A 25,062-nucleotide genomic window follows, 5' to 3' on the forward strand; every position below is an offset into this window, starting at 1 on the left:
CGGCGCGTCAATCGTCGCTGATCTGGCTGATCCGCTTGGTATCGGGCAGCGCGATGAAGGCGGCCAGCGCCACCGCGATGCCGGCGCTGACATACCAGTAGAACGCGGCTTCCATCCCGGCATTTTTCAGCCACAGCGCCACATATTCGGCCGTGCCGCCAAAGGCGGTGTTGGCGATCGCATAGGGCAAGGCGACGCCCAGCGTGCGGATATGCGCGGGGTAGAGCTCCGCCTTGGTGATCGGCCCGACCGACGTGTAGGCCGACATCAATGTCATCGGGATCACGGCCAGCGCGAACGCGATCAGGGCGTCGCTGGTCGTTGCCAGCGCATGGAATACCGGCACGGTCGCCAGCATGCCGGTGAGGCCGAAGAAGATCATCTGCGGCTTGCGGCCGAACTGGTCCGACAGCCAGCCCCAAAAGGGCTGCTGGAGCATGAAGACGGCGAGCGCCGCTGCGGTGATCGCGGTCGCCTGCGGGCGGGTGAAGCCGCTGGTGTTGACCAGGAATTTCTGCAGATAGGTGGTGTAGGCATAGAAAGCGAGCGTGCCGCCGATCGTCATCGCGACGATCATCAGCGTCGCCCGGCGGTGCCCCGCCCACAGGTGGCGGGCCGATGACGGTGGCGTCGCGCTGCGGTCGATCGCGGCGAATTGCGCGGTTTCGGCAAGGCCGCGCCGGAACAGATAGACGCCGGCGGCCAGAGCGGCGCCGATGGCAAAGGGAATCCGCCAGCCCCAGGCTTCCAGCGCCGTCTCGCTCAACAGCATCTGCAGCACCAGCAGCACGCCCAGCGCCGCCAGCTGCCCGCCGATCAGCGTGACATAATGGAAGCTCGACCAGAAACCGCGCCGCTCCCTTGTCGCCATCTCGCTCAGATAGGTCGAGCTCGCGCCGAATTCGCCGCCGACGCTCAGGCCCTGCAGCATCCGTGCGAAGACCAGCAAAGCGGGGGCCGCCCAGCCGGCGGTGGCGTAGGTGGGGGCGATGGCGATCAGCAGCGATCCCGCGCACATCAGCCCCACCGAAAGTGCCAGCCCCGCCTTGCGGCCGTGGCGATCGCCATAGATGCCCATCACCCATGCGCCGATCGGGCGCATGATGAAGCCGACGGCAAAGATCGCCGCCGTGTTCATCAATTGTATGGTCTCGTTGTCCTCGGGAAAGAAGGCGGGCGCGAAATAGATGCTCAGCGAGGCATAAGCGAACCAATCATACCATTCGACGAAATTGCCCGCCGACCCGCCGATGATCGATTTGAGCCGCTTCGTCGCTTCCGCCATGCGCCCGTCTTTCCCCGTGAACCGATGATTTTTCCTTTGGATGCTTGCCGGTATGGCGGCAGCGGGCCGGGTCGGCAATCGAACGGTTGATCCCGCCCGAAGGCGCAGGGGGGCTTTTCACGCGCGGCGCGATCGACCATGCCGTTGCCATGGCTGGATCTTCGCTCCCTATCCGCGCCGCGTTGACGGTGTCCGCTGTGCTCCTCCTTGCCGGCTGCGTCGCGCCCGCGCCGCCGCCCGCACCGCCGCCGCCGCCCGCACCCGTGGCCCCGCCGCCCGCGCCGGCCGTGCCGTGGGAGGATGCCCCGCTGACGCCGGGCACATGGACCTATGCGGGCGGCACCGCGCGCTTCGGCGTCGCGGGGCAGGCACCGCTGGCGAGCCTTGCCTGCGATGCCGCATCACGCAGCCTGATCCTGTCGCGCCACGGCACCGGCGCCACGGCCGCCGCGATCCAGGTGACGACCAGCTATGGCCGCCGCCAGCTCGCCGGCGCCGCCTCCACCACCGGCGTGTCGGCGCGGATTGCCGGATCGGACGGGCTGGGCGACTGGATGGCCTATAGCCGTGGCCGCATCCGCCTGGATGTCGCTGGCCAGCCGCCGCTGACCCTGCCGTCCTGGGCGGAAATCAGCCGCGTCGTCGATGATTGCAGAAAATGAAAGCAGCCAGGGCTTGCGTCGCGATTCGCGATGATTCAAGCTCTTGCTTGCCCATCAACTTGGCGAAAGGAGGTGATCCGATGTCTCATGGTTCAGCAGAGAGGTCGGTTCGGTCCGTTCGGGGGCTGCGGGGCTAACCCGCGCCATTACCCGGGCCGGCACTTCCGGCCGCTGACCATGTTAGGGGATCGCCGGGTACGCCCGGCGGTCCTTTTTCATGTCCGCACGCCGCTCAGGCGCGGCCAAATCGCCGCGCGACCCGGCGCTGCCACAGCATCAACAGCGGCACGACGCCCAGTTCCATGACGAGCCCGATCTGGTGGCCGGTGCTCGGCGAGCCGGCGACGCCCAGCGAAAGCAGCCGGGCGAGGCCGCCGGCAATCACCATCGCGCCGAGCAGGCGGAAACGGCCGCCGCGCGCCTCGATCGCCGGCACGCAGCTCGCAAAGGCGATGCCCAGCGCGAGGAATATCCCCGAAAGATAGCGGAAATGGCTGTCGAGGCTGGCACTGTCCGGCAGCCCCCGGGCGATGATTGCAGGGCCAAGGGCGACGCTGATCGCGCCTATGCCCAGCGGGATCAGGCAGGCGAGCGCCACCGCGCCCTGCAGCAGGCGGCGTTCGGCAAGCGGGGTCATCGCCGCCAGCTGCGGCGCTGCGTGCGTTGTTCCAGCAGCTCCTCGCGCACGCGGATGGTGGCGAGCGCGAAGCGGACTTCGATCAGGAACAGCCCAAGCCCGGCGATCAGCAGCAGCATGGCGATCACGAAGCCCACCGCCATCGACCGGGCAAAGCCAAGGCTGGTCAGATCGGCGATGAACAGGCCGGCGACGACCGCGCAGATCAAAGCGGCGCTTGCCGTGCACAGGAAGATCGCCCAGTTCGCCAGCATGATCCTTTTGTCGAGCAGGCGCAGTTCGTGGACCTGGGCGGCATGGTCGGGGTGGTCGGCGGGGGTGAATTCCCGCGCGAGCTGGCGGGCGCGATCCACGACGCGGGCCAGTCGCCCGGCCAGCACGTTCAGGATGCTGCCAATGCCGGCGAGCAGGAAGACCGGCGCGATCGCCAACTGGATGGTGTGGGCGATTTCGGAAGCACGAAGCTCGGGGATCGGTGGCATCGCGCAAGGATTGCGGCGCGGCGCGAATCCCGTCAAGCGCCGTCGCGAACGGGATCGCGACGGCGCCGGAACGCGCGCGGCTCAGGCCGCGGTCGGATAGTCGATATAGCCTTCGCGGCCCTGGCTGTACCAGGTGCGCGGGTCGTCCTTCTGCAACGGCAGGCCGTTGGCCAGCCGATAGGGCAGATCCGGGTTGGCGAGGAAGGTCCGCCCGAAGCTCACCGCATCGGCGGTGCCGGTGTCGAGCAGCGCCTGCGCGGTATCGCCCACATAATCCGAATTGAGCACCAGCGGCCCGGCAAAGGCCTTGCGGATCAGCGGCGCGACGGCGGGCCGGTCGGACGATCCGAAGGTGCCGGCGGGTCCGGGCTCGCGCAGTTCAAGGAAGGCGAGGCCCAACCCGTCCAGCGCGCGCGCGGCGGCGGTGAACAACGCTTCCTGATCGCTGTCGTCCACCCCCTGGATTTCGCCATTGGGGGACAGGCGAACGGCGGTGCGGTCCGCCCCGGCGATGTTCGCCAGCGTTTCGGTCACCTCGGTCAGCAGGCGGATGCGGTTGGCGATCGATCCGCCATAGCCATCGTCGCGATGATTGGAATTGTCGCGCAGGAACTGGTCGATCAGATAGCCGTTCGCCGCGTGCAGCTGCACCCCGTCAAACCCGGCGGCCAGCGCGTTGCGCGCGGCGCGCGCATAATCGTCGATCAGGCGGGGGATCTCGCCGATCGGCAGCGCGCGGGCCTCGGCATAAGGCTGCTTGCCGTCATAGGTGTGGGCGTTGCCCGGCGCGGTGGTGGCGGATGCCGAAACCGGCGCGGCGCCGTTCAGGAAGCTCGGATGGACAACGCGGCCCATATGCCACAGCTGGGCGAAGATCCGCCCGCCGGCCTTGTGCACCGCTTCGGTCACGGGTTTCCACGCTTCCACCTGCGCGTCGCTCCACAGCCCGGGGGCGAAGGGCCAGCCGGTGCCTTCCTGCGAAATGCCGGTGGCTTCCGAAAGGATCAGCCCGGCGCTGGCCCGCTGGGCATAATATTCGGCCATGATCGGGGTCGGAACATGATCGCGGGTGGCGCGGGCCCGGGTCAGCGGGGCCATCAGGATGCGGTTCGGCGCCTCGATGGCCCCCAGCCGGATCGGATCGAACAGCGTGGGCATGGATCAGTTCCTTTTTGCAACTGGACTGCGCCGAGATAGGCAGCCAGATGGCGCCATGCACGATTCGGACTCCGAAATATTAACTTCCGACGCTGAAAGCCACGACAAGGGCGGCCTCGCGCTCGCCTTCGCGGCGATGGTGGGCGCCAATATCGCGCTCGCCTTCGGCCCCCTGTTCGTCCGGCTGTCCGATGTCGGTCCGGTCGCGGCGGGTTTCTGGCGCCTTGCGCTCGCCGTGCCGCTGCTCCTGCTCCTGTCGTTCGCGGCGCGCCAGCACCTGCCGCTGCGCTCGGGCCGGATGTGGGCGGTGCTGGCGCTCGGCGGCTTATTTTTCGCGGCGGATCTTGGCGCCTGGCATGTCGGCATCCTCCACACCACGCTCGCCAACGCCACCCTGTTCGGCAATATCGCCAGCCTGACCTTCCCGATCTACGGCTTCATCGTCGCGCGGATGATGCCGGGGCGGGTGCAGGCCTTCGCGCTCGGGCTTGCCGCCGTCGGCGCGGTGCTGCTGATGGGCCGGTCCTACCAGCTTTCGCCGCAGAATCTGGTGGGCGATCTGCTCTGCATCGCGGCGGGCATCCTCTACACCTTCTATCTGGCGGCGATCGGCATGGCGCGTGGGCGGTTGCAGCCGCTGCCGACGATCGCGGCGGCCACGGTGTTCGGCACGTTGCCGCTATTGGTCTTCGCCTGGGCCACGGGAGAGGTGATCTGGCCGGACAAGTGGACGCCGCTGCTGCTGCTCGCCATCGGCAGCCAGGTCATCGGGCAGGGGCTGATGGTCTATGCCATCGGCCACCTGCCGCCGCTGGTGATCGGCATCGGCTTGCTCATCCAGCCGGTCGTCGCCGCGATCGTCGGCGTCACCGTCTATGATGAACGGCTTGGCGCGGTGGACATGATCGGCGCGGCGGCGATCGCCATCGCGCTGGTGCTGGTAAGGCGGCCGGACCGCAAATCAGCGCGGCCCGGCCAATAGATCACAGGCCGCCGAGCGCGCCCTGCGTCACCATGCAATACAGCATCGGAATCGAAAGCAGCGTGTTGGTCCGCGAAAAGATCATCGCGGTCGTCGCCGATTTCGCCTTCACCGCGTCTTCGGCGGGAACGATGCCCAGCGCGCGCTTCTGGTTGGGCCAGATCACGAACCAGACGTTGAACGCCATGATCAGCGCCAGCCACATGCCGAGCCCGATCAGCCGGAAACCCGCGCCCAGCGTCAGCGCCTCGATCAGATAGCCGTTCAGATGGGCCACGATCAGGCCGGTCAGCACCGTGACCAGCGCGCCATAGCGGAACCAGAACAATGCCTCGGGCGCGATATATTTTGATACACCGGGCTTCAGTTCCGCCGGCACCTTGGGCATCGTCGGAATCTGCACGAAGTTGAAATAATAAAGCAGCCCGATCCACATGACCCCCGCCAGCACGTGGAGGAAGCGGAAGAAGCCGTTATAATATCCGGCCGGGTTGCCATAAGTGCCGTGCGCCCAGAAGGCGATGGCCACCATGATCGCTACGCTGACGGCGATAACCGCCCACAAGTTGCTGAAGAATTTTGTCAATCTGGCCTCCCCTATTATCTTGCGGAGCAGGCCAACGCCCCGCGGGGCGGGAGCCTATACGCGGTCGTTACGGCTGTCACGGATATTGGCCGATGGCGCCAAGGCGCTTATGGTCGCCCGATGACCGATACCGCGCCCGACCTCACTCTCGATGAACTGCGTGCCGCCCTTGCCCCCATCGTGCCCCGCCACGCGGCGTTCGACGGGTGGAGCGTGGCCGCGCTCGATGCCGCCGGCGCCGAACTGGGCCTGCCGCCCGGCCGCGCGGGCCTCGCTTTTCCCGGCGGCGCGGTGGACATGATCGATGCCTGGTTCGCGCATGTCGATCAGGCGATGGTCGATCGGCTGGGCCGCGATCGGCTGGCGGCGATGAAGATTCGCGAACGCATCACCGCACTCGTCGTACAGCGGCTCGAACTCGTCGATCGTGATCGCGAGGCGCTGCGCCGGGCGCTCACCATCCTCGCCAAGCCGTCGAACGCGGCACGCGGTGCGCGGCTCGCCTGGCGGGCGGCCGATGCGATGTGGCGCGCGGCCGGCGATACGGCCGCGGATTTCGCGCATTATTCGAAGCGGACGACGCTGGCGGCGGTCTATGGTTCGACTCTCCTCGTCTTCCTGGACGACGAGACCGATGATTTCGCCGAAACCCGCGCGTTCCTGGCGCGGCGGATTGAGAATGTGATGCAGTTCGAGAAACTGAAGGCGCGGCTGAAGCCCGATGCCGATCGCATGTTCAGCCCGGCGCGCTTCTTCGGCCGGCTGCGCTACCCCGTGCGCTGACGATCGGGCTGGCCTTTTGATGTCACTATTGATAATCAATCGCATAATGCTTGTCTTCAGGTGATGTCCTTGCGTCTCGATGAATTGCCGCTGCGGCGGCGCGCCATGATCTCCGCGATCGATTGGGATGGTATCGGCCCTGCCGAAGCCAAGCGGTTGCGCGAATTCGGTTTCGATGAAGGTGTCGCGGTGGAAAATCTCCACACCGGCCCGATCGGGGGCGATCCCATCGCCTGCCGTGTCGGCCGGATGACGATCGCGCTGCGTCGCCGCGTCGCGCTGGCGATCAGCGTTGTCGAGGCCACGGCATGAACCAGGCTCCGCTCGTCGCGCTCGTCGGCAATCCCAATGCAGGCAAGAGCGCGCTGTTCAACGCGCTCACCGGCGCGCGGCAGAAGGTCGGCAATTATCCGGGCGTCACCGTCGAACGGAAATCCGGCCGCTTCTCGCTCGATGATGGCCGGCCGGTCGAACTGGTCGACCTGCCGGGCACATACAGCCTCGATCCCGCCAGCCCCGACGAAGCGGTGACCCGCGATGTCGTGACGGGCCACCAGACGGGCGAAAGGCCACCAGCCGCGATCGTCGTCGTCGTCGATGCCGGCAATCTCGACAACCATCTCCGCTTCGCGCTGCAACTGATCGGTCTCGGCCTGCCAACGGTGGTCGCGCTCAACATGATCGACATGGCCGAACGGGACGGGCTGACCGTCGATGCCGAGGCGCTTGCGCGCGAACTGGGCGTTCCGGTGGTGCCGACGGTCGCCGTTCGCCGGCGTGGCATCGAAGATCTGCGCGTGGCGCTTGGCGGCATCATCGGGGCGACGCCGCCCGCGCCGCGTGGTGATACGCCGCCGGCCGACCTTGTGGCCCTGCAGCGCCGCGCGCGCGCGATCGCCGCCGTGACGACCACCAAGCCCGAGGTGCATCGCAGCCTCGAGGAAAAGATCGATCGCGTGCTGCTGCACCCGGTTGCCGGCCTCGCCATCCTGCTCGCCCTGCTGTTCGTGATGTTCCAGGCGGTGTTCGCCTGGTCGGAAGCGCCGATCGGCTGGATCGAGGATGGGTTCGGTGCCTTGCAGGTTGCCGTGGCCGATACGCTGGCGCCGGGCATCCTGCGCTCGCTGATCGTCGACGGGCTGATCGCGGGTGTGGGATCGGTGGTGGTGTTCCTGCCCCAGATCCTGATCCTGTTCCTGTTCATCCTGCTGCTCGAAGCGTCGGGCTATATGGTGCGCGCAGCCTTCCTGATGGACAAGCTGATGGCGGGCGTGGGGCTTTCGGGCCGTGCCTTCATTCCTTTGCTGTCCTCCTTCGCCTGCGCCATTCCCGGCATCATGGCGACGCGCACGATCGACGATCCCAAGGATCGGCTGACGACCATCCTGATCGCCCCTTTGATGACCTGTTCGGCGCGTCTGCCGGTCTATGCGGTGATCATCGGCGCGTTCATCCCGGCGCGCGACGTGGGCTATGGCATCGGCCTGCAGGGGCTGGTGCTCTTCGGCCTCTACCTCACGGGCATCGTCGGCGCGATGCTCGCCGCCTTCCTGCTCCGCCGCACGGTGACCAGGGGTGCGGCCGGCACCTTCATGATGGAATTGCCGCGCTATCAATGGCCCGATCCGCGCGACATCCTGATCGGCCTCGTCCAGCGCGCCTGGCTCTTCCTGCGCCGCGCCGGCACCTTGATCCTTACGGCATCGATGCTGTTGTGGCTGCTGCTCACCTTCCCGCAGGCGCCGGAAGGGCAGAGCCAGGTGGAATATTCCGCCGCGGGCCGCGTCGCCTCGGTGATCGAGCCGGTGGTGCGCCCCATTGGCTTCAACCACGAAATCGCGCTGGCGATCATCCCGGCGATGGCCGCGCGCGAAGTGGCGGTGGCCGCGCTCGGCACGGTCTATTCGATCGAATCGGATGACGAGGCGGTTCTCGAGCAGTCGGTGACCGAACGGCTGAGCGGGCGCTGGCCGCTGCCCACTGCGCTCGCCTTCCTGATGTGGTTCGTGTTCGCGCCGCAATGCCTGTCGACGATCGCGGTCATCCGCCGCGAAACCAACAGCTGGCGCTGGCCGCTGTTCGCGCTCGGCTATCTGTTCGTGCTCGCTTATGTGGCGGCGGGCATCACCTATTGGTCGGCGATGGCGCTGGGCTGGGCGTAACAGCGAACCGGCCCTGCGGCGCAAGCGGCCGGGGCCGCCGGATCGTCAGGCGATCAGGCCTTTTCCAGCGTGCATTGCAGCGGATGCTGGTTCTGCCGGGCGAAGTCGATCACCTGGCTCACCTTGGTTTCGGCGACTTCGTAGCTGAAGATGCCGCAGACGCCGACGCCCTTCTGGTGGACGTGCAGCATCACGCGGGTCGCATCCTCCAGGCTCATCCGGAAGAAGCGCTGCAGGCACAGCACCACGAATTCCATGGGCGTGTAATCGTCGTTCAGCATCAGCACCTTATAGGGCTGGGGCTTCTTGGTGCGCGTGCGGGTGCGGGTGGCAACGCCAAGGCCGGTGCCATTCTCCTCATCCTTGCCCGCCATGGCGCGGATCGGGTTGTGCGCGCCTGCGGCCATCACGTCGTTCTTGTTCTGCATGATGAGAGAATATGGCACGCTGTCGGCGAAGGGCAAGGGTTGGACATGGTATCCGAACCGATAAGCCCCCATGGCGAAACGGCCGCCCCGGAGCTTCCGGGACGGCCGTTCGATCTGGTGTGGCTCTGTGCCGGTCCGGCGATCAGAACGCGGCGGACTTGAACTTCTCGGCCGCGACCGCATAGCGGTTGGACAGCGGCTGGAAGACATCGCCGGCGAGCTTCATCCAGGCTTCGCTGAACTTCGACGCTTCGGCGACGGCATTGTCGAACGACGACTTCGCGAATTCGCTCTGCAGCTGGAACAGCTCGGTCGGGCTCTTCACGCCGGTCATGCTCTTGAAGGTCGACGAAGCGTGCTCGAAGGTCTTCTTGCCATATTCGGCGGCTTCCTGGCCCAGCGTCTCGGCACCCTTGGCGGCCACCTTGCTCGATTCGACGAACGCCTCGACATTGCCCTTGGTCAGCGCGGCGAATTCCTCGCCCAGCTTCGCGCTCTTCTCGAACGCGGCCTTCGCCTTGTCGTTCGCGTCGACGAAGAAGGCCTGAACTTTCTCGGCAGCCTGCTTGGTGGTCTCGGTCGGGTTCAGCATATCCAAATATCCTTTCTGCGCCGCCGCCGGCCGTTTGGCCGCAGCGGGAATAGCCTTGTTCTTGTTGGGCAACGATTTCAGGACCGGCTTGCTGGGGGCCTTCGGTGCCGGAACACTGCGGGCCTCGCGGGGTGCGGCGGCCGGAACCGCGGGCTTTTCGACGGCTTTCGCCGGCGAGACGCGCGCTGCGGCCTTGGCCTTGCGCGCAGGGGCGGCCGCCACCGGGGCGGGGGCCGTTTCTGGGGCAGCGACAGCCATCGGGGCAGTCGCGGGTAGTGCCGCGGGCACTTCGCTGGCGACGATGGTCTCGGCCACGGGTTCGACGGGCGCCTTCACCGCCGGCGCTTCGCCAACCAGCGCCGCGACCGGCGGCGTCGCCGGGCCGGTAGCGGCCGGGGCAGTCGCCGCCACGGCCTTGGTTGCACGCTCACGCTTGACGGGGGTCGTATCGCTCATCACGCATTGGTCCCGATTGCAATGTTGCGATGCACAATAAGCAATCGCGTCGCTGCAATCAAGTCAAATTGTGCGGTGCAGCAAAACTGTCATGCGGAACCGCGACGGGCCGTGCCGCTGGCCCGTCGGGGCGACGTCCGGCGGCGTTTCAGCGCATCCGCACATAGCGGCCGGGGGCGTCCTCGATCGCCTTCAGTCGGCCCTTGCCGGGGGTGCGGGCGCCGCTGGACTTGGTTTCCCCGGCGCCGTGACCGCGAATCCATTCGATCCAGTCGGGCCACCAGCTGCCTTTGGTCTCCTGCGCGCCGCCGATGAACGCGTCGAGCGTCGCGGCCTGCCGGTCGTTGGTCCAATATTGATATTTGCCGGCGGACGGCGGGTTGACGACGCCGGCGATATGGCCCGATCCGGCGAGCACGAAGCGCAGCGGGCCGGCGAAATGCTCGGTCATCTTCCACACGCTGTCCGGCGGCGCGATATGATCCTCGCGGCCGGCCTGCACATAAGCCGGGGTGCGCACCGAACGCAGGTCGATCGGCACGCCGCCCACCGCCAGCGCGCCGGGCTGCACCAGCTTGTTGTCGCGATAGAGATCCTGAAGATAGGCGCGGTGCCAGGTCTGCGGCAGGTTGGTCGTGTCGCCGTTCCAGAACAGCAGGTCGAACGGCGGATAATCCTGCCCCAGCAGATAATTGTTCACGACGTAGGACCAGATCAGGTCGCGCCCGCGCAGCAGGTTGAAGGTCAGCGCCATATAGCGCCCGTCGAGATAGCCCTTGTCGCCGGCAAGCTGGCCGATCAGTTCGAGCTGCTGGTCGTCGACGAACAGCTGAAGCTCGCCCGATCGGCTGAAATCCACCTGCGCGGTGAAGAAGGTCGCGCTCTTCACCTTATCGGCGGTGCCGGTGGCCGCCAGATAGGCCAGCAGCGCGGCCATGTTGGTGCCGGCCACGCAATAGCCGATGGTGTGGACGCTCTCGACGTTCAGCGCGCCGCGCACGGTGTCGATCGCGTTGAGCATGCCGTTCAGCACATAATCGTCCATCGTGGTGCCGGCGAGGCTCTCGTCGGCGGATTTCCACGACACCACGAACACCGTCAGCCCCTGTTCCACCGCCCAGCGGACGAAGCTCTTCTCGGGGTTGAGGTCGAGGATGTAGAAGCGGTTGATCCACGGCGGGAAGATGATGAGCGGCGTGTCCAGCACCGTCGCCGTCGTCGGCGTATATTGGATCAGCTGATACAGCGGCGTTTCGTGAATCACCTTGCCGGGGGTCGCGGCGATGTTGCGGCCGACCTCGAACGCCTGCGTGTCGGTGTGGGTCAGCTGGCCCTTTTCGAGATCGGCGAGCATATGCTCCAGCCCCTTGAGCAGGCTCGCCCCGCGCGTCTCGATCGCTTTTTCCATCACCTGCGGATTGGTGAAGGCGAAGTTGGACGGGCTCATCGCGTCGACGAAGGTCTGCGTGGCGAAGCGCAGTTGCTCCCGCTGGCGGGCGTCGAGCCCGGCGAGCGAATCGACCCCCTTCAGCATCTGGTCCGAAATCAGCAGATAGGATTGGCGAATCAGGTCGAACAGCGGGTTGTCGCGCCATTGCGCGGCGGCGAAGCGCCGGTCCTTGTCCGCGGCGGCCGTCTCGCCGGGCTTCTCGCCAGCCGCCTGCGGGGTCAGGAAACGTTGCCAGAGACCAAGGCTCTGCGACCAGAAATCGCCCGGCGCGCCTGCCTTGCCCAATGTCTCGCCGAACATCGCGGGCATGCCGCCAACCGCCTGTCCGCCCGCTTCCGCGGCCGTCATCGCCTCGCTCATCTGCTCCAGCATCATCTGCTGGGCGCGCCCGATCACGCCGGTCCAGTGCTGCATGTCTTCCAGCCCGAAGGACGGAAACCAGGATGTGCCGTTAGGGCCTGACGTGTTTTGGCTCGCCATGCGTCGCATCCTTTCTTTTGGTCGCGGCTCATCCGGCTTATAGGCCGATACGGCGATAGTGGGCGATCCCCGCCCGGCCGCCAATAGAGGAAGACATGTCCGAGGAATTTTACCGCATCAAGCGCCTGCCGCCTTACGTGATCGCCGAAGTGAACGCGATGCGGGCAGCAGCGCGAGCGCGCGGCGAGGACATTATCGACCTCGGCATGGGCAACCCCGATCTGCCGCCGCCGCAGCATGTGATCGACAAGCTGTGCGAAGTCGCGCGCAACCCCAGCGCGCACGGCTATTCGGCGTCGAAGGGCATTCCGGGCCTGCGCAAGGCACAGGCCAATTATTACGGCCGCCGCTTCGGCGTCGATCTCGATCCCGATTCGGAAGTGGTGGTAACGCTCGGCTCGAAGGAAGGGCTCGCCAACCTCGCCCAGGCGATCACCGCGCCGGGCGATGTGGTGCTTGCGCCCAACCCGTCTTATCCGATCCATACCTTCGGCTTCATCATCGCCGGTGCCACCATCCGTTCGGTGCCGACCACGCCTGACGAACGCTATTGGGAGGCGCTGGACCGCGCGGTGAAGTTCACCGTGCCCCGGCCTTCGGTGCTGGTCGTCGGCTATCCGTCCAACCCCACGGCGGAAGTGGTCGACCTTGCCTTTTACGAACGGCTGGTCGCCTGGGCGAAGGAGCACAATGTCTGGGTGCTTTCCGACCTCGCTTATTCCGAACTTTATTATGATGGCTGCCCGACGCCCTCGATCCTGCAGGTGCCGGGCGCCAAGGATGTCGCGGTCGAATTCACCAGCATGTCGAAAACCTATTCGATGGCCGGCTGGCGGATGGGCTTCGCGGTCGGCAACAAGACGCTGATCGCGGCGCTGACGCGGGTGAAGTCCTATCTCGATTATGGCGCCTTCACGCCGATCCAGGCGGCGGCGGTGGCGGCGATCAATGGCCCGCAGGATATCGTCGAGAAGAATCGCGAACTCTACAAGCGGCGCCGCGACGTGATGGTCGAAAGCTTCGCCCGTGCCGGCTGGGATATTCCCACGCCGCGCGCGTCGATGTTCGCCTGGGCACCGCTGCCGCCGGCGCTGGCGCATCTCGGCAGCCTCGAATTTTCCAAGCAGCTGCTCACCCATGCCGGCGTCGCCGTCGCGGCGGGCGTTGGCTATGGCGAGGAAGGCGAAGGCTATGTCCGCATCGCGATGGTCGAGAATGAACAGCGCATCCGCCAGGCGGCGCGCAACGTGAAGCGTTATCTGCAGAGCATGGGCGTCAACACGGGGGCCAAGGCCGGCGGCTGACGCGCTTCGTCTCGCTGCGGGATGACGTTAACGTTAAGTTATTCTCGCAAGCGCAGCAAAATCTGCTATGGCCCCGCAAGTTCCGCTTGTGGGGCCATTTTTTCTTGAGGACGATATGGCGTTGACGGTGATTCGGCGCGCGGCGATGGTGGCCTGCGCGGCAACGGCGATGATCGGGGCCACGGCGGCGCAGGCGGCGCTGGTCGATCTTACCGGCTACAACGCCTTCGTCCTTGGCAGCTATACCGGCTTCAACAGCGACGTCGAAGGCCGTCTGGCGGCCGGCGGTTCGGTCAGCCTCACCAACTATGCCGTCGGCTCGGCGCTCGGCAGCGCGGCGAACGGCACCAATTCGCTGATCGCGGGCGGCGGGCTTGCCGCGACCAACGGGCAGCTGTTCAACGGCAATGCCGTGGTCGCCGGTGGTTCGTCGCTGACCAGCTTCAACATCGCCAACGGCACGCTCAGCAATGGTCCGTCGCCGATCGATTTCACCGCGCAGGGCGTGTCGATCAACGCGCTGGCCGATCAACTCGGCACGCTGGGCGTGAATGGCAGCACCGTCGCTCAATGGGGCGGCGTCACCCTCACCGGCGCGCAGTCCGGCCTCAACATCTTCACGCTCGATGCCAGCGTGCTGAGCGGTGCCAACAATTTCACGATCATCGCGCCCACGGGCTCGCAAGTGCTGGTCAACGTCACCGGCGGCGCGGCCAGCCTGCAGAATATGGGCTTCAACCTGAATGGCGTCGCGGCGAGCAATGTGCTGCTCAACTTCTATGAAGCCGGTTCGCTCAGCATGAACGGCATCGGCATCCACGGTTCGGTGCTGGCGCCGGGCGCCGCGGTCAATTTCAACAATGGCCAGCTCAATGGCCTGCTCGTCGCCGGCAGCTTCTACGGCAGCGGCGAACTGCACAATAAGGGCTATACCGGCGGCCTGCTCACGTCGAACACCGCGCCGGTGCCCGAACCGGCGAGCTGGGCGATGATGATCGCGGGCTTCGGCCTGATCGGCACCGCGATCCGCCGCGCCCGTTTCACCGAGCGCACGATTTTCGTCTGAACCGCGCCATGCTTCCGGGTGCGCGCACCCGGAAGCGCAAGCTCAGCGCGTTCCTGCCGGCGCGTCGAGGCTGAGGTCGAGATTCTTGGCGTTCTGCGGCACGTCCAGCACCGCGCCATTGAACTCGACCGACTGGCCCGGCTGCAGGCGGGCGATCGGCCGCGCGATCGTCCAGGCAAAGACCACGCGATCCTGCGCATCGAGAAGGTTGGCGCGGATATCGGGCACCGATTGCACCTGATCGGTGGGGTTGGTGATCCGGCCGGTCACCGAAAACAGCTCATTGCCGCTCGCCATCGGCCGCCGTTCGGGCGTGCGGGTGGATTCGATGATCAGCGGCACGCCGGTATCCGCCGCGCGGGCGATGCCCAGCCGCTGGGCGATGTCCGGCGGCCCGAAGGCGATCAGCGCGCCCGTGGCGGCCAGCATCAGCACCGCCGCGACAACGGCGAGCAGCGTCCACAGCTTCGCCGGGTTGCGGCGCGGGGCGAAGGGCGGTTCGTGCGCGAAGGCGTCGAATTCGTTCTCGCTGCCGGCCCGCTCCTGCCCGTAAGATCCGGCCTCTGGCGCAGCTGCGTCCGCCTCCGGCGCGCGTACGGGCGGGGCATCGGCGAAGGGCGGGGGCGCGGCTTCGGTTTCCGTGGGGGCTGCAGCCGCCGGTTCCGGTTCAGCGGCGATCGGGGCGGGATCGGTGACCACCGCCGCCACTTCGGCGAGGTCCATCACCGGCGCCTCTTCGAACCAGCTGTGTCGGCAGGATGCGCACCGCACCTGCCGCCCTTCCGGGCCGATCGCCGAGTCTGGAACCAGATAGCGGGTCTTGCAGGCGGGGCAGATCAGGATCATCGTTTCGGGGCGCTTGCCTTATGGTTAGGAACCGCGTCCGACTAGACACGCGCGCGACGCCGCTGGCAAGCATTTAGCCGGCGGCGAAGCAACGCGGTTGTGGATGATTTGGCGCGAAGGCCATTTTCTGCGCGGGCTTATTTGCCCTGACTGCGCCAACGCTTGATGACGCGGGCGAGAATCTGGTCCTCGCCGCCCACCTGCGTCCACAATTCGGAGAAGATCGGATCGGTCGACGCCGGCCGCTTTTCGGGTTCCAGATCGTCCAGCGCGACGCGGATCGGGATGGCGACGCCCTCGCCGCAGATGATCGCCTCGCGGTTGCGCAGCGCCGGGATGGAATCGAGGAAGCCGCGCGCGCCTTCGGGCATGGCCGATTTCACATAAGCCTGGTCGCGATCATTGTTGAGGCGCATCGCGATGATCGTGCCGCACTGGGAAAGCACGCCTTCGGCAAGGTCGGACGGGCGCTGCGTGATCAGCCCCAGCGACACGCCATATTTACGGCCTTCCTTGGCGATCCGTTCGAGGATCTTGCGCACCGACGATCCCGTCGTCACCCGATCGGACGGGATGTAGCGATGGGCTTCTTCGCAAACGAGCAGGATCGGGCGCTGGGCTTCGCCGCGCGACCAGATCGCATAGTCGAAAACGGTGCGCGCCAGCACCGCCACCACGGTCGACGTGATCTCGTTGGGCACGCCCGAAACGTCGATGATCGAGATCGGCTTGCCATAGCCCGGCAGACGGAAAATCTTGGACAGGAACTGCGCCATCGTATCGGCGACGAGCATGCCCGAGAACATGAAGGCATAGCGCGGATCGGCCTTGATCTCCTCGATCTTGGTCTTGACCCGCAGATAGGGGGCGGTGCCGCCCGCTTTGTCCATCTTGCCCATCTCGGTCTGCAGGATGTTGAGCAGATCGGACAAGAGATAGGGGATCGGGCTGTCGACGGTCAGCTTCGACACGCCTTCGGCCGCGCGATTCTTGGCGCGCGCGGCGAGCAGGCACTTGGCGAGGATGTCGGAATCCATCTGGCGATCGGCGCCGGTGGACGTGATGAACACCTCGGCATGTTCCTCGAAGTTCATCAGCCAATAGGGCATGGCGAGGTTGCCGACGTCGAAGATCTCGCCGATGCCCTTGAACGCGGCGGAATATTCGCCGTGCGGGTCGATCATCACGACATGGCCTTCGGGTGCCGAACGGCAGATGCGGTGGAGGATCAGCGCCGCCGATGTCGATTTGCCGGTGCCGGTCGATCCGAGCAGCGCGAAATGCTTGCCGAGCAGCGCGTCGATATAGAGGGCGCCGCGAATATCCTCGGTCGGATAGATGGTGCCGATCTCGATATGGGCGCGCTCGTCGGCCGCATACATCTGCTTCATGTCGTTGCTCGACACGGGATGCACCCGGCTGCCCGGCGTCGGATAGCGGGTCACGCCGCGACGGAAGTTGAGCAGGCGCCCGGTGAAGCGGTCTTCCTCGCCCTCGCCCAGAAAGTCGATATGACCAAGAATAAGGTCGCTGTCTGCATCCGCCAGCCGCAGCGAGCGGACATTGGCGATCAGCCAGCGCTGCCCGACGCGGATCTTCACCTGGCTGCCCACCTGACCGGACATCGCGATGCTGGGGTCGGCGCTTTCCTGCAGCGATGCCAGCATCTGGGCATCGAGGCTGATCTGCGACGACGAGCCGGCGATTTCCATCAGCCGGCCGATCTGCACGGCGGTTTCGTCGGGGGCCTTTTCCAGCGGCCGGAACATCGACATGTCATTCATGCGGGCAACGCGCTCCTGTAGCGAACGCCCGGAGATTGAACGCCAAAGATTAAGGAAATGCGGCCGCTAGAGCAGTTTGCGATCCGACTGCGTCGGTTCGCAAACTGCTCTAAGCTTTTGGTTTGCCGAGTTTTCCGAGTCAGCAGGTGATTCCACCTGCTTGGAAAACGCTCTAGCGATCAGAGCCGGCGGAAGGCCGCCGCCGCTGCCCAGCCCAGCGCCAGCGAAATGGCGACGGCTGCGAGCCCGTAGGTGAACGACCAGCGATCGGCCACCGTCGCCACGAACCGCTCGAAACCCGATTTATCGATTTCGATCTCGCGCACGGCCGCTGCCACGACGCGCTTGTTCTGAATCAGGAAGGTTTCGGCCGTATAGGTGCCCACCGGCACGCGCGCCGGGATGGCGATGCGCGCGCGATAGAGCACGCCCTCGCTCACCTCCACGCCATCGGGGCTTTCGACATACAGGCCGCCGCGCCGCTTGAGATCGACCAGCCCGGCCTCGAACCGGCGCTGCATTTCGGGCGTCGCGCCGCTGGCGGGCGAAAGCTGGATATTCTGCAGGCCAAGTTCGTAGATCGCGGCCGTGCGATCGTCGACCAGCCCCTTCAGCGGCCGGGACGATGCGACGGCGTAGAAGGCCGGCACCGAACGGAAGCGGGCATTTTCGGCATTCACCCAGATGCCGGCGATCTTCTGCTTCTCGCGCAGGATGATCGGCTCGGTCGGCCCCTTGACGACGACCACGATGTCGGCCGGTTCTTCGGGGCGGATGCCGCCGGGATAGACGATTGCGCCGAACAGCAGCAGTTCCGCGCCGGTGAAGCTGTAGATGATATCGATCCGCCGCTGCGACACGTCGGGCACCAGCGCCGGCTTGGCCGCGCCACCCAGCAGCAGCGCCATCAACAGAAGGGGGATCAGGCGTTTCATAGCGGCTGGACGGTGAAGATCTCGTCGGGCCGCCAGCCCAACCCCAGCGCCATGCGGATGGCGACGGTCAGCACGATCCCGGCCAGCGCCAGGCGCAGCCATTCGGGGCGCATCTTCATCGCGAAGCGGGTGCCGACCTGCGCGCCGACGACGCTGCCGATCAGCAGCAGCACGGCCAGCACGATATCCACCGCCTTGGTGGTGGTGGCGTGGACCAGCGTGGTCGCCGCCGTCACGAACAGGATCTGGAAGGATGAGGTGCCGACGACGACACGGGTCGACATGCCGAGAATGTAGATCAGCGCCGGCACCAGCACGAACCCGCCGCCGACGCCGAGCAGCACGGTCAGCAGGCCCGTGCCGAAGCCGAGCGCCAGCGGCGCCAGCGGCGAAATATAGAGGCCGGAGCGATAGAAGCGCCAGCGCATCGGTAGCATGGCGATCAGCGGGTGGTGGCGGCGCGCACGCGGCGGCGCCACTGCCTTGCCCCACAATACCGCCAGGCTCTGCGCCGCTTCCTTGGCCATCAAAATGCCGATGCCGCCGAGCAGCACGACATAGAGCACGCCGACCACGGTATCGATCTGGCCGCTATCCTGCAGGGCGCGGAAGGCATAGCCGCCGACGATTGTGCCGATGGCGCCGCCCGCCACCAGCACCGCGCCCATCTGGATGTCGACGCCCTGGCGGCGATGATGGGCGAGCACCGCCGAAACGCTGGTGCCGGTGATCTGCGTCGCGGCCGATGCGACCGCGACGGCAGGCGGGATGCCGTAGAAGATCAGCAGCGGCGTGGTCAGGAACCCGCCGCCGACGCCGAAAATGCCCGAAAGCACGCCGACCAGCCCGCCCAGGCCGATGATGACGAAGATGTTCACCGAAAGGCCGGCGATGGGCAGGTAGAGGTCCATGCGTCTGGGCTAGCCGATTTCGCGGCTCAGGTCATGCCGGTTGCGCCGCTTGGGTCGATCCGGTCAGCCGAGCTTGCCGAACTTGGCTTCGAAGCCGGGGATATCGCCGCTCGCCAGGAACTTGGCCTGCTCTACCCACTGGTCGCGGTTGATGCGGCCGGCAAAGGTGCCCATCGCGGCATCCACCTTGGCCACCTGCGCGGGGCTGAGTGCGGCGAGCTGAGCGAAATGGGTCACGCCCATGCCGTTCAGCACGCCCTGCGCCTTGGGGCCGAGGCCCTTCAGCCGGGTCAGATCGTCCGGCGGGCCGGGGTTGATGTCGATGCCCAGGAACTGGCCCGCCACGTCGATCGTCGCCACGGCGGCGGCATCGGTGATGCGGTCATGCGGTTCGGCAGCGGGGGCCGCCGCTGCCGCTGGCGCCACAGGTGCCGCCGGCGCGGTGGGCGCTATCGGGGGCGGGGTGGGGGCAGGCGCCGCCACTTTCGGCGCGGCGGCCTCGGCGGGCGGCGCCGGCATCTGTTCGGGCGGCTTGGCGCGGCCGCGCAGAACCATCACGATCGCCGCGATGGCGATCAGGACCGCGACGATCGCGACGAGATAATATTGGTCCATGGCCAGTCCCTCCTGCCCCAAGAAGCGCTACCGAAACGAACGTGTCGAAGCTCAGGCTGTTCCCTCGGCCTCGCGCGCAACCTCGCGCCAGCCGATGTCGCGGCGGCAGAAACCGCTCGGGAAATCGATGGCATCGACGGCGCGATAGGCGGCGGCCTGCGCCTCGGCAACGCTGGCGCCGGTCGCGGTCACGTTCAGCACGCGGCCGCCATTGGCGACGATCGCGCCGTCCTTGTCCGCCGTGCCCGCATGGAACACCTTGGCACCGCCGGCGTCGGCCGCCGCGATGCCAGTGATCGTGCCGCCCTTTTTCGGCGTGCCCGGATAGCCCTTGGCGGCCATCACCACCGTCAGCGCCACCGTATCGGCCAGCCGGGGCGGGGCGGTTTCGCCCAGCCGCCCTTCGGCCACCTTGAGCAGCAGGTCGAGCAGGTCGTCCTCCAGCCGCATCATCAGCACCTGGCATTCGGGGTCACCGAAGCGGGCATTATATTCGATCAGCTGGGGGCCGCTTTCTGTCAGCATCAGCCCGGCATAGAGCACGCCCGAATAAGGCGTGCCCGCCGCCGCCATCGCGCGGACGGTGGGCTCCACGATTTCGGCCATGGCGCGGGCTTCCAGCTCCGGCGTCAGCACGCGCGCCGGGCTATAGGCGCCCATCCCGCCGGTATTGGGGCCGGTATCGCCCTCGCCCACGCGCTTATGATCCTGCGCCGAACCGAACGGCACCACCGATTTGCCGTCGGTGATCGCGAAGAAGCTCGCTTCCTCGCCGGTCAGGAACTGTTCGATCACTACCTCGGCCCCGGCATCGCCAAAGCCGCCGTCGAACATGTCGGCGATCGCGGCTTCGGCCTCGGCCGTATCCTGCGCGATCACCACGCCCTTGCCGGCGGCGAGGCCATCGGCCTTGATGACGACCGGCAGGCCGAAGCCCGGCAGCGCCGCTTTGGCGGCTTCGGCATCGGTGAAGCGGGCATAACCGGCGGTCGGGATATTTTCCCGCGCGCAAAGATCCTTGGTGAAGCCCTTCGATCCTTCCAGCTGCGCCGCCGCCGCATCCGGGCCGAACACCAGCACGCCGTTCGCGCGCAGCAGATCGCCGACGCCGGCGACCAGCGGCGCTTCCGGCCCGACGACGACGAGGCCGATGGCCGCCGCGCGGACGAAGGCGAGCACCGCTTCCGGGCTGGCCGGGTCGAGCGCCACCATTTCGGCATGCTCGGCTATTCCCGGATTGCCCGGCGCGGCATAAAGCTTGGTGAGGCGTGGCGATTGCGCCAGCTTCCATGCCAGCGCATGTTCGCGCCCGCCCGAACCCAGCAACAGGACTTTCATGACCGATCTTCCCTTCGAACCTGCGCGGCTGTTAGCCGAGGAGACGCCCGGGGACAATTCACCGGCGATGAGCGTGTCCGAACTGTCGGGCGCCTTGAAGCGCAGCGTCGAGGAACGTTTCGCCCATGTCCGCGTCCGTGGCGAGATTTCGGGGTTCAAGCGGGTGGCGTCGGGCCATTGCTATCTCGCGCTCAAGGATGACAAGGCGGTCATCGACGGCGTGATCTGGAAAGGCACGGCGGGCGGCCTCGCTTTCCGGCCGGAAGACGGGATCGAGGTGGTCGCGACCGGGCGGCTCACCACCTATCCGGGCCGGTCCAAATATCAGATCGTGATCGAACGGATGGAGCTGGCCGGGCAGGGCGCGCTGATGCAGCTGCTCGATCAGCGCCGGCGCGCGCTGGCGGCCGAAGGATTGTTCGATCGCGAGCGCAAGAAGCCGCTGCCTTTCCTGCCGCAGGTGATCGGCGTCGTCACCTCGCCCACGGGGGCGGTGATTCGCGACATTCTCCACCGCCTTGAGGATCGCTGCCCGACCCGCGTGATCGTCTGGCCGGTGCTGGTGCAGGGCGATGGCGCGGCCGAACAGGTGGCGGCCGCCGTGCGCGGGTTTGACGCCATGGCGCCGGGCGGCCCGGTGCCGCGCCCCGATCTGGTGATCGTTGCGCGCGGCGGCGGCTCGATCGAGGATCTGTGGGCATTCAACGAGGAAGTCGTGGTCCGCGCCGTCGCCGGCTGCTCGATCCCGATCATTTCCGCCGTCGGCCACGAGACGGATACCACGCTGTGCGATTTCGCCGCCGACGTCCGCGCGCCGACGCCCACCGCCGCCGCCGAGATCGCGGTGCCGGTGCGTGCCGAACTGCTCGGCTCCCTGCGCGAACTTGGCCTGCGCGCCCAGCGTTGCGCCAACCGCTACCGCGAACGCGCCGGCGAACGGCTGGACGCCATGGCCCGGCGCCTGCCGACGCCCGATCGTCTGCTCGGCCCCCAGCAGCAGCGCATGGACGATCTGGGCGATCGCCTGCCGCGCGGGCTTTCGCGCCGGCTGGCGGTGGCGCGCGGCGATCTCGCCCAGGCGGCGGGCGCGCTCCGTCCGTCGCTGCTCAACGCGCGGATCGCGCGGGCCCGCGAACGCCTCGCGGCGGCGCGCTTCCGCCCGGCGCTGATCGAAACGCAGGTGCGCGAGGCGGAGGCGCAGGTGCAGCGCCTGTGGCGGCTGGCCGAAGGGCTCAACCCCGAACGTCCGCTCGCCAAGGGCTATGCCTGGGTTGGTCGCCGCCCCGATGGCGGGGTGGTGACGACGGCGGCGCAGGCGAAGGCGGCGGGCGCGCTGACCCTGCATTTCGCCGACGGCGCGGTCGACGCGCGGGTTGAGCGCAGCGGCCGCCCGGCTTATCCTCAGGAGAAACCCGAACAGCCGAGCCTGCTCTAAGCGCCGGTCACGAAGGATAAGATATGCTGATGTCCCAGGGCCGCGCCGCCCGCCTCCATTATATGGCCAACGCCTTCCGCGTGCTGTCGTCCGGCGATCATGTCGTCTGCGCCGTTTCGGGCGAGCGTATCCCGCTCGACAATCTCCGCTACTGGAGCGTCGCGCGGCAGGAAGCCTATGCCACCGCCGAAATCTCGACGAAGGCGGCGCTTTCGGAGTGACGATCCGTGGCCGCGCGGCCGGCCTGATCCTGCTGCCGCTGATCCTGCCGTTTTCGCTTCTCGCCGGCTGCGCGGTGGTGCCGCCGGCCACCGCCGAAACCGGTGCGGTGCCGCCATCGCCGCCGCCCGCACCCGTGGTGACGCCGCTCAGCGGCGATTTCGCCTTTCAGGGGAGCTTCCAGCAGGGCGGGCTGGTCCTGGGCACCGCGCCCGTCGGCACGGTCCGCCTGCTGCTCGACGACAAGCCGGTGCGGATCGCCCCCGGGCGCCGTTTCATCATCGGCTTCGGGCGCGATCATGGCGGCCAGGCGATGCTGGAGGCGCGCGCCGTCGATGGCACCGCGCTGCGCAAGCCGCTGGCGATCGCGCCGCGCGCCTGGTCCATCCAGTCGCTGCCCACCTTGCCGCGCGGCACCAGCCCCACGCCCGAATATCAGCGTCGCCGCGCCGCCGAACTGGCGCAGATCAACGCCGCACGCGAGGTGCAAAGCGACACGCAGGGGTGGCAGCAACGCTTTCAGTGGCCCGTCAGCGGGCGGATCAGCGGCGTGTTCGGATCGCAGCGCATTTATGCCGGCGAACCCGGGGCCTTCCATTCGGGCGTCGATGTCGCCCGGCCCACCGGCACGCCAATCGTGGCGCCGGCCGACGGTGTCGTCATCCTCGCCGCATCAGCGCCCTTCTCGCTGGAGGGCAATCTGCTGATGATCGATCATGGCATGGGGCTGAACAGCGCCTTCCTCCACCTCTCGCGGATCGACGTGAAGACGGGCGATCGGGTGGTGCGTGGCCAGCCGGTCGGCGCGATCGGCGCCACCGGCCGCGCCACCGGCCCGCATCTCCACTGGAGCATGAAGTGGCAGGACGAGCGCATCGACCCGGCGCCGCTCGCCGGGCCGATGCCGGGGCGCTGACGCGGCTCAGGCCGCCGTCTTGATCGCGTCGGGGGCCAGCGCCTGGATCATGCGGCGCATGCCGTCGCGCCAGTCGACCTTCGTCTCGCCGATCAGCTGGTGCATCCGGCTGGTGTCGATGGCCAGCGCGCCGAACGCCGCCACATCTTCCTGGAACACCGGCTTCAACCCGGTCAGTTCGCCGATATAGGCGCACCATTCCTCCACGCTCGCCGCCTGCGATCCGCCGAAATTGGTGGTCACCACATCGGTCGTCGCGGCGCCCAGCAGATAGGGGATCTTCTCGGCATAATCGTCGACGTGCAGCGGGTTGTAGAGGTTGGGGCCTTCCGGGTGGATGGTGATCGGAACGCCGCCCTGCATCATCAGCAGGTGGTAATAAGGCCAGCCGCCATTATCGCCATAAGGCACGCTCATCCGCGCGATCGTCGTCGGCACGCCATAGCTCTTGGCGGCGAAGCGGCACACGGATTCGGCGGCGATCTTGGCGATCGAGTAAGTCGGGAACATCGACCGGTGATTGTCGCCCAGCGGGTCGCTTTCCTTGCGCGGCACCGGGCCCTGATAGTCATAGACGCCGGTCGTCGAAATATGGACGAACGCCTTGGCGTCGCGGCACTTGGCGATCAGGAAGCCGACGCCCTCGGCATTTTCCCTGAGGTCGCGATCGAAATCGCCGGTCTTGGCGACGGCGGCGTTGACCACATAGTCGACGGTGGGGATGGCATCGAGGCTCGACGGGTCGGACAGGTCGATGCGGACCGGTGTCGCGCCCATCGCCTCGATCTCGGCGCGGTCCTCCGGCTTGCCGAAGCGCGCGGCGGCAAACACCTCGGCCTTGCCGGCATAGGCTGCCACCAGCGGCTTGGCGAACTGCCCCGTCGCGCCCGTGATCAGGATGCGCTTTCCTTCGATATCGGCCCGCTTCATCGTTCCACTCCTTGGATCTTGTCTGCTGGATTTGAGCTAAGCGTCGCCGGCGCGCACGGGCAAGGGCAGCGCCGGACGAAGCGCCACTTTTCGGCCGTCGCACGGGCGATGGCCGGATGGATCGACAGCGCGGGGCGAACGGGCTAGGGCGCTGCCCATGCGGGGCATGGCATCAGCACAGGCAGCAGGCGGGCGCGGCGGGTTTGCCGTGATGCTCGTCGCGCTCGCTCTGCTCATGCGCCTCCTCGTTCCCGCCGGCTGGATGCCGGCGACCGACGGGCGCGCGATCACGCTCTGCACCGGCATGGGCGCGGTCGAGATGTGGGTCGCGGCCGACGGCACGATCCACGAAAAGGCACCCGTCCAGCCGGGCAAGACCACCGAAAATTGCGTGTTCGCAGCCCTCGGCGTGGCGATCCTCGCGCCCGATACGGGCACCGTCGTCGCGCCGCCCGCGATCGCCGCCGCGCCGGCCGTGGCGTTGCTTGCCGCCGTCGCGATCGGCCGGGGCCTCGCCGCACCGCCGCCGCCGCCCACGGGGCCGCCCGTCCGCTTCTAATCCCGTCATTGCCGCGCGCCCGCATTCGGGGCGCGTGGCCGCTTTGCATGGGCCGCCCGTT

26 protein-coding genes are annotated in these 25,062 nt (G+C 67.2%); 11 read left to right on the plus strand and 15 right to left on the minus strand.

The features are described 5' to 3' along the window. Window positions 1-7: 7 nt before the first annotated feature. Entirely contained in the window at window positions 8-1,285 is a 1,278-nt protein-coding gene (locus CHB74_RS09285) for an MFS transporter (RefSeq protein WP_089219360.1), read from the minus strand. A gap of 182 nt (window positions 1,286-1,467) precedes the next feature. On the opposite strand from CHB74_RS09285, the gene CHB74_RS09290 reads away from it, so the two are divergent. After that, window positions 1,468-1,947: a hypothetical protein gene (locus CHB74_RS09290; protein ID WP_425442259.1), complete on the plus strand. Its 480-nt coding sequence runs from the start codon at window positions 1,468-1,470 to the stop codon at window positions 1,945-1,947. Between the two features lie 232 nt (window positions 1,948-2,179). Here CHB74_RS09290 and CHB74_RS09295 read toward each other — a convergent pair whose 3' ends face one another. From CHB74_RS09295 to CHB74_RS09305, 3 genes are all read right to left on the minus strand, one after another. Continuing rightward, complete coding sequence (locus tag CHB74_RS09295; RefSeq protein WP_089219361.1) at window positions 2,180-2,584, minus strand: DUF4345 domain-containing protein; 405 nt, start codon at window positions 2,582-2,584, stop codon at window positions 2,180-2,182. After that, window positions 2,581-3,066, minus strand: a complete 486-nt coding sequence (locus tag CHB74_RS09300; RefSeq protein WP_089219455.1) for a DUF2721 domain-containing protein — start codon at window positions 3,064-3,066, stop codon at window positions 2,581-2,583. The genes CHB74_RS09295 and CHB74_RS09300 overlap by 4 nt, the downstream gene beginning before the upstream one ends. Before the next feature lie 81 nt (window positions 3,067-3,147). Continuing rightward, window positions 3,148-4,224 (minus strand): alkene reductase, encoded by a 1,077-nt coding sequence (locus CHB74_RS09305; protein ID WP_089219362.1) that lies wholly within the window; start codon window positions 4,222-4,224, stop codon window positions 3,148-3,150. 55 nt (window positions 4,225-4,279) lie between these two features. On the opposite strand from CHB74_RS09305, the gene CHB74_RS09310 reads away from it, so the two are divergent. Beyond that, a complete protein-coding gene (locus CHB74_RS09310; RefSeq protein ID WP_089219363.1) occupies window positions 4,280-5,206 on the plus strand; it encodes a DMT family transporter in 927 nt (308 codons plus the stop codon). Window position 5,207: 1 nt separating this feature from the next. Here the strand turns inward: CHB74_RS09310 and CHB74_RS09315 are convergent, their stop codons facing one another. Beyond that, window positions 5,208-5,738 (minus strand): urate hydroxylase PuuD, encoded by a 531-nt coding sequence (locus CHB74_RS09315; protein WP_089219364.1) that lies wholly within the window; start codon window positions 5,736-5,738, stop codon window positions 5,208-5,210. 174 nt (window positions 5,739-5,912) lie between these two features. Here CHB74_RS09315 and CHB74_RS09325 point away from each other — a divergent pair, with 174 nt between their 5' ends. The 3 genes from CHB74_RS09325 to feoB all read left to right on the plus strand — a co-directional run bounded on the left by CHB74_RS09325 (window position 5,913) and on the right by feoB (window position 8,737). Then, on the plus strand, window positions 5,913-6,575 hold the full coding sequence (locus CHB74_RS09325; protein ID WP_089219366.1) for a COQ9 family protein: 663 nt from the start codon (window positions 5,913-5,915) through the stop codon (window positions 6,573-6,575). Window positions 6,576-6,638: 63 nt separating this feature from the next. Continuing rightward, window positions 6,639-6,887: a FeoA family protein gene (locus tag CHB74_RS09330; protein ID WP_089219367.1), complete on the plus strand. Its 249-nt coding sequence runs from the start codon at window positions 6,639-6,641 to the stop codon at window positions 6,885-6,887. Next, window positions 6,884-8,737, plus strand: coding sequence for a ferrous iron transporter B (gene feoB / locus CHB74_RS09335; protein WP_089219368.1), 1,854 nt, complete (start codon window positions 6,884-6,886; stop codon window positions 8,735-8,737). Before CHB74_RS09330 ends, feoB begins: the two co-directional genes overlap by 4 nt. A 53-nt stretch (window positions 8,738-8,790) precedes the next feature. On the opposite strand, the gene clpS is transcribed toward feoB, so the two are convergent. From clpS to CHB74_RS09350, 3 genes are all read right to left on the minus strand, one after another. Beyond that, window positions 8,791-9,144, minus strand: coding sequence for an ATP-dependent Clp protease adapter ClpS (clpS, locus tag CHB74_RS09340; protein ID WP_425442261.1), 354 nt, complete (start codon window positions 9,142-9,144; stop codon window positions 8,791-8,793). Window positions 9,145-9,307: 163 nt separating this feature from the next. After that, the gene (locus CHB74_RS09345) at window positions 9,308-10,213 is read right to left on the minus strand and encodes a phasin family protein (protein WP_089219369.1); all 906 of its coding nucleotides are present in this window, start codon (window positions 10,211-10,213) and stop codon (window positions 9,308-9,310) included. 148 nt (window positions 10,214-10,361) lie between these two features. Continuing rightward, window positions 10,362-12,143, minus strand: coding sequence for a PHA/PHB synthase family protein (locus tag CHB74_RS09350; RefSeq protein WP_089219370.1), 1,782 nt, complete (start codon window positions 12,141-12,143; stop codon window positions 10,362-10,364). 95 nt (window positions 12,144-12,238) lie between these two features. On the opposite strand from CHB74_RS09350, the gene CHB74_RS09355 reads away from it, so the two are divergent. Further along, on the plus strand, window positions 12,239-13,447 hold the full coding sequence (locus tag CHB74_RS09355; RefSeq protein ID WP_089219371.1) for an LL-diaminopimelate aminotransferase: 1,209 nt from the start codon (window positions 12,239-12,241) through the stop codon (window positions 13,445-13,447). A 115-nt stretch (window positions 13,448-13,562) separates the two neighbouring features. Then, on the plus strand, window positions 13,563-14,513 hold the full coding sequence (locus tag CHB74_RS09360) for a choice-of-anchor A family protein (protein ID WP_179220780.1): 951 nt from the start codon (window positions 13,563-13,565) through the stop codon (window positions 14,511-14,513). A 42-nt stretch (window positions 14,514-14,555) separates the two neighbouring features. Here the strand turns inward: CHB74_RS09360 and CHB74_RS09365 are convergent, their stop codons facing one another. From CHB74_RS09365 to purD, 6 genes are all read right to left on the minus strand, one after another. Beyond that, complete coding sequence (locus CHB74_RS09365) at window positions 14,556-15,359, minus strand: MJ0042-type zinc finger domain-containing protein (protein ID WP_089219373.1); 804 nt, start codon at window positions 15,357-15,359, stop codon at window positions 14,556-14,558. Window positions 15,360-15,496: 137 nt separating this feature from the next. Then, window positions 15,497-17,143, minus strand: coding sequence for an ATP-binding protein (locus CHB74_RS09370; RefSeq protein WP_089219374.1), 1,647 nt, complete (start codon window positions 17,141-17,143; stop codon window positions 15,497-15,499). Between the two features lie 179 nt (window positions 17,144-17,322). Next, window positions 17,323-18,078, minus strand: a complete 756-nt coding sequence (locus CHB74_RS09375) for a TIGR02186 family protein (protein ID WP_089219375.1) — start codon at window positions 18,076-18,078, stop codon at window positions 17,323-17,325. Continuing rightward, window positions 18,075-18,989, minus strand: a complete 915-nt coding sequence (locus CHB74_RS09380) for a sulfite exporter TauE/SafE family protein (protein ID WP_089219376.1) — start codon at window positions 18,987-18,989, stop codon at window positions 18,075-18,077. Before CHB74_RS09380 ends, CHB74_RS09375 begins: the two co-directional genes overlap by 4 nt. A gap of 63 nt (window positions 18,990-19,052) precedes the next feature. After that, complete coding sequence (locus CHB74_RS09385; protein ID WP_089219377.1) at window positions 19,053-19,604, minus strand: hypothetical protein; 552 nt, start codon at window positions 19,602-19,604, stop codon at window positions 19,053-19,055. 51 nt (window positions 19,605-19,655) lie between these two features. Continuing rightward, the gene (gene purD / locus CHB74_RS09390; RefSeq protein WP_089219378.1) at window positions 19,656-20,942 is read right to left on the minus strand and encodes a phosphoribosylamine--glycine ligase; all 1,287 of its coding nucleotides are present in this window, start codon (window positions 20,940-20,942) and stop codon (window positions 19,656-19,658) included. Here purD and xseA point away from each other — a divergent pair. Genes xseA through CHB74_RS09405 form a run of 3 tightly spaced genes read left to right on the plus strand, consistent with a single transcriptional unit; the run spans window position 20,941 to window position 23,512 of the window. Next, entirely contained in the window at window positions 20,941-22,377 is a 1,437-nt protein-coding gene (xseA, locus tag CHB74_RS09395) for an exodeoxyribonuclease VII large subunit (protein ID WP_089219379.1), read from the plus strand. The two genes, purD and xseA, sit on opposite strands and share 2 nt — an antisense overlap. A gap of 23 nt (window positions 22,378-22,400) precedes the next feature. After that, window positions 22,401-22,598: a DUF2093 domain-containing protein gene (locus tag CHB74_RS09400; RefSeq protein WP_089219380.1), complete on the plus strand. Its 198-nt coding sequence runs from the start codon at window positions 22,401-22,403 to the stop codon at window positions 22,596-22,598. A gap of 2 nt (window positions 22,599-22,600) precedes the next feature. Next, window positions 22,601-23,512, plus strand: a complete 912-nt coding sequence (locus CHB74_RS09405) for a M23 family metallopeptidase (protein WP_425442262.1) — start codon at window positions 22,601-22,603, stop codon at window positions 23,510-23,512. A gap of 6 nt (window positions 23,513-23,518) precedes the next feature. Here the strand turns inward: CHB74_RS09405 and CHB74_RS09410 are convergent, their stop codons facing one another. Then, window positions 23,519-24,442, minus strand: coding sequence for an NAD-dependent epimerase/dehydratase family protein (locus tag CHB74_RS09410; protein WP_089219381.1), 924 nt, complete (start codon window positions 24,440-24,442; stop codon window positions 23,519-23,521). 157 nt (window positions 24,443-24,599) lie between these two features. Between CHB74_RS09410 and CHB74_RS09415 the strand changes: the two genes are divergently transcribed. Next, window positions 24,600-25,001, plus strand: a complete 402-nt coding sequence (locus CHB74_RS09415) for a hypothetical protein (RefSeq protein ID WP_089219382.1) — start codon at window positions 24,600-24,602, stop codon at window positions 24,999-25,001. Window positions 25,002-25,062 lie beyond the last annotated feature (61 nt).

The organism is Edaphosphingomonas laterariae (assembly GCF_900188165.1).
Lineage (GTDB): Bacteria > Pseudomonadota > Alphaproteobacteria > Sphingomonadales > Sphingomonadaceae > Sphingomonas_E > Sphingomonas_E laterariae.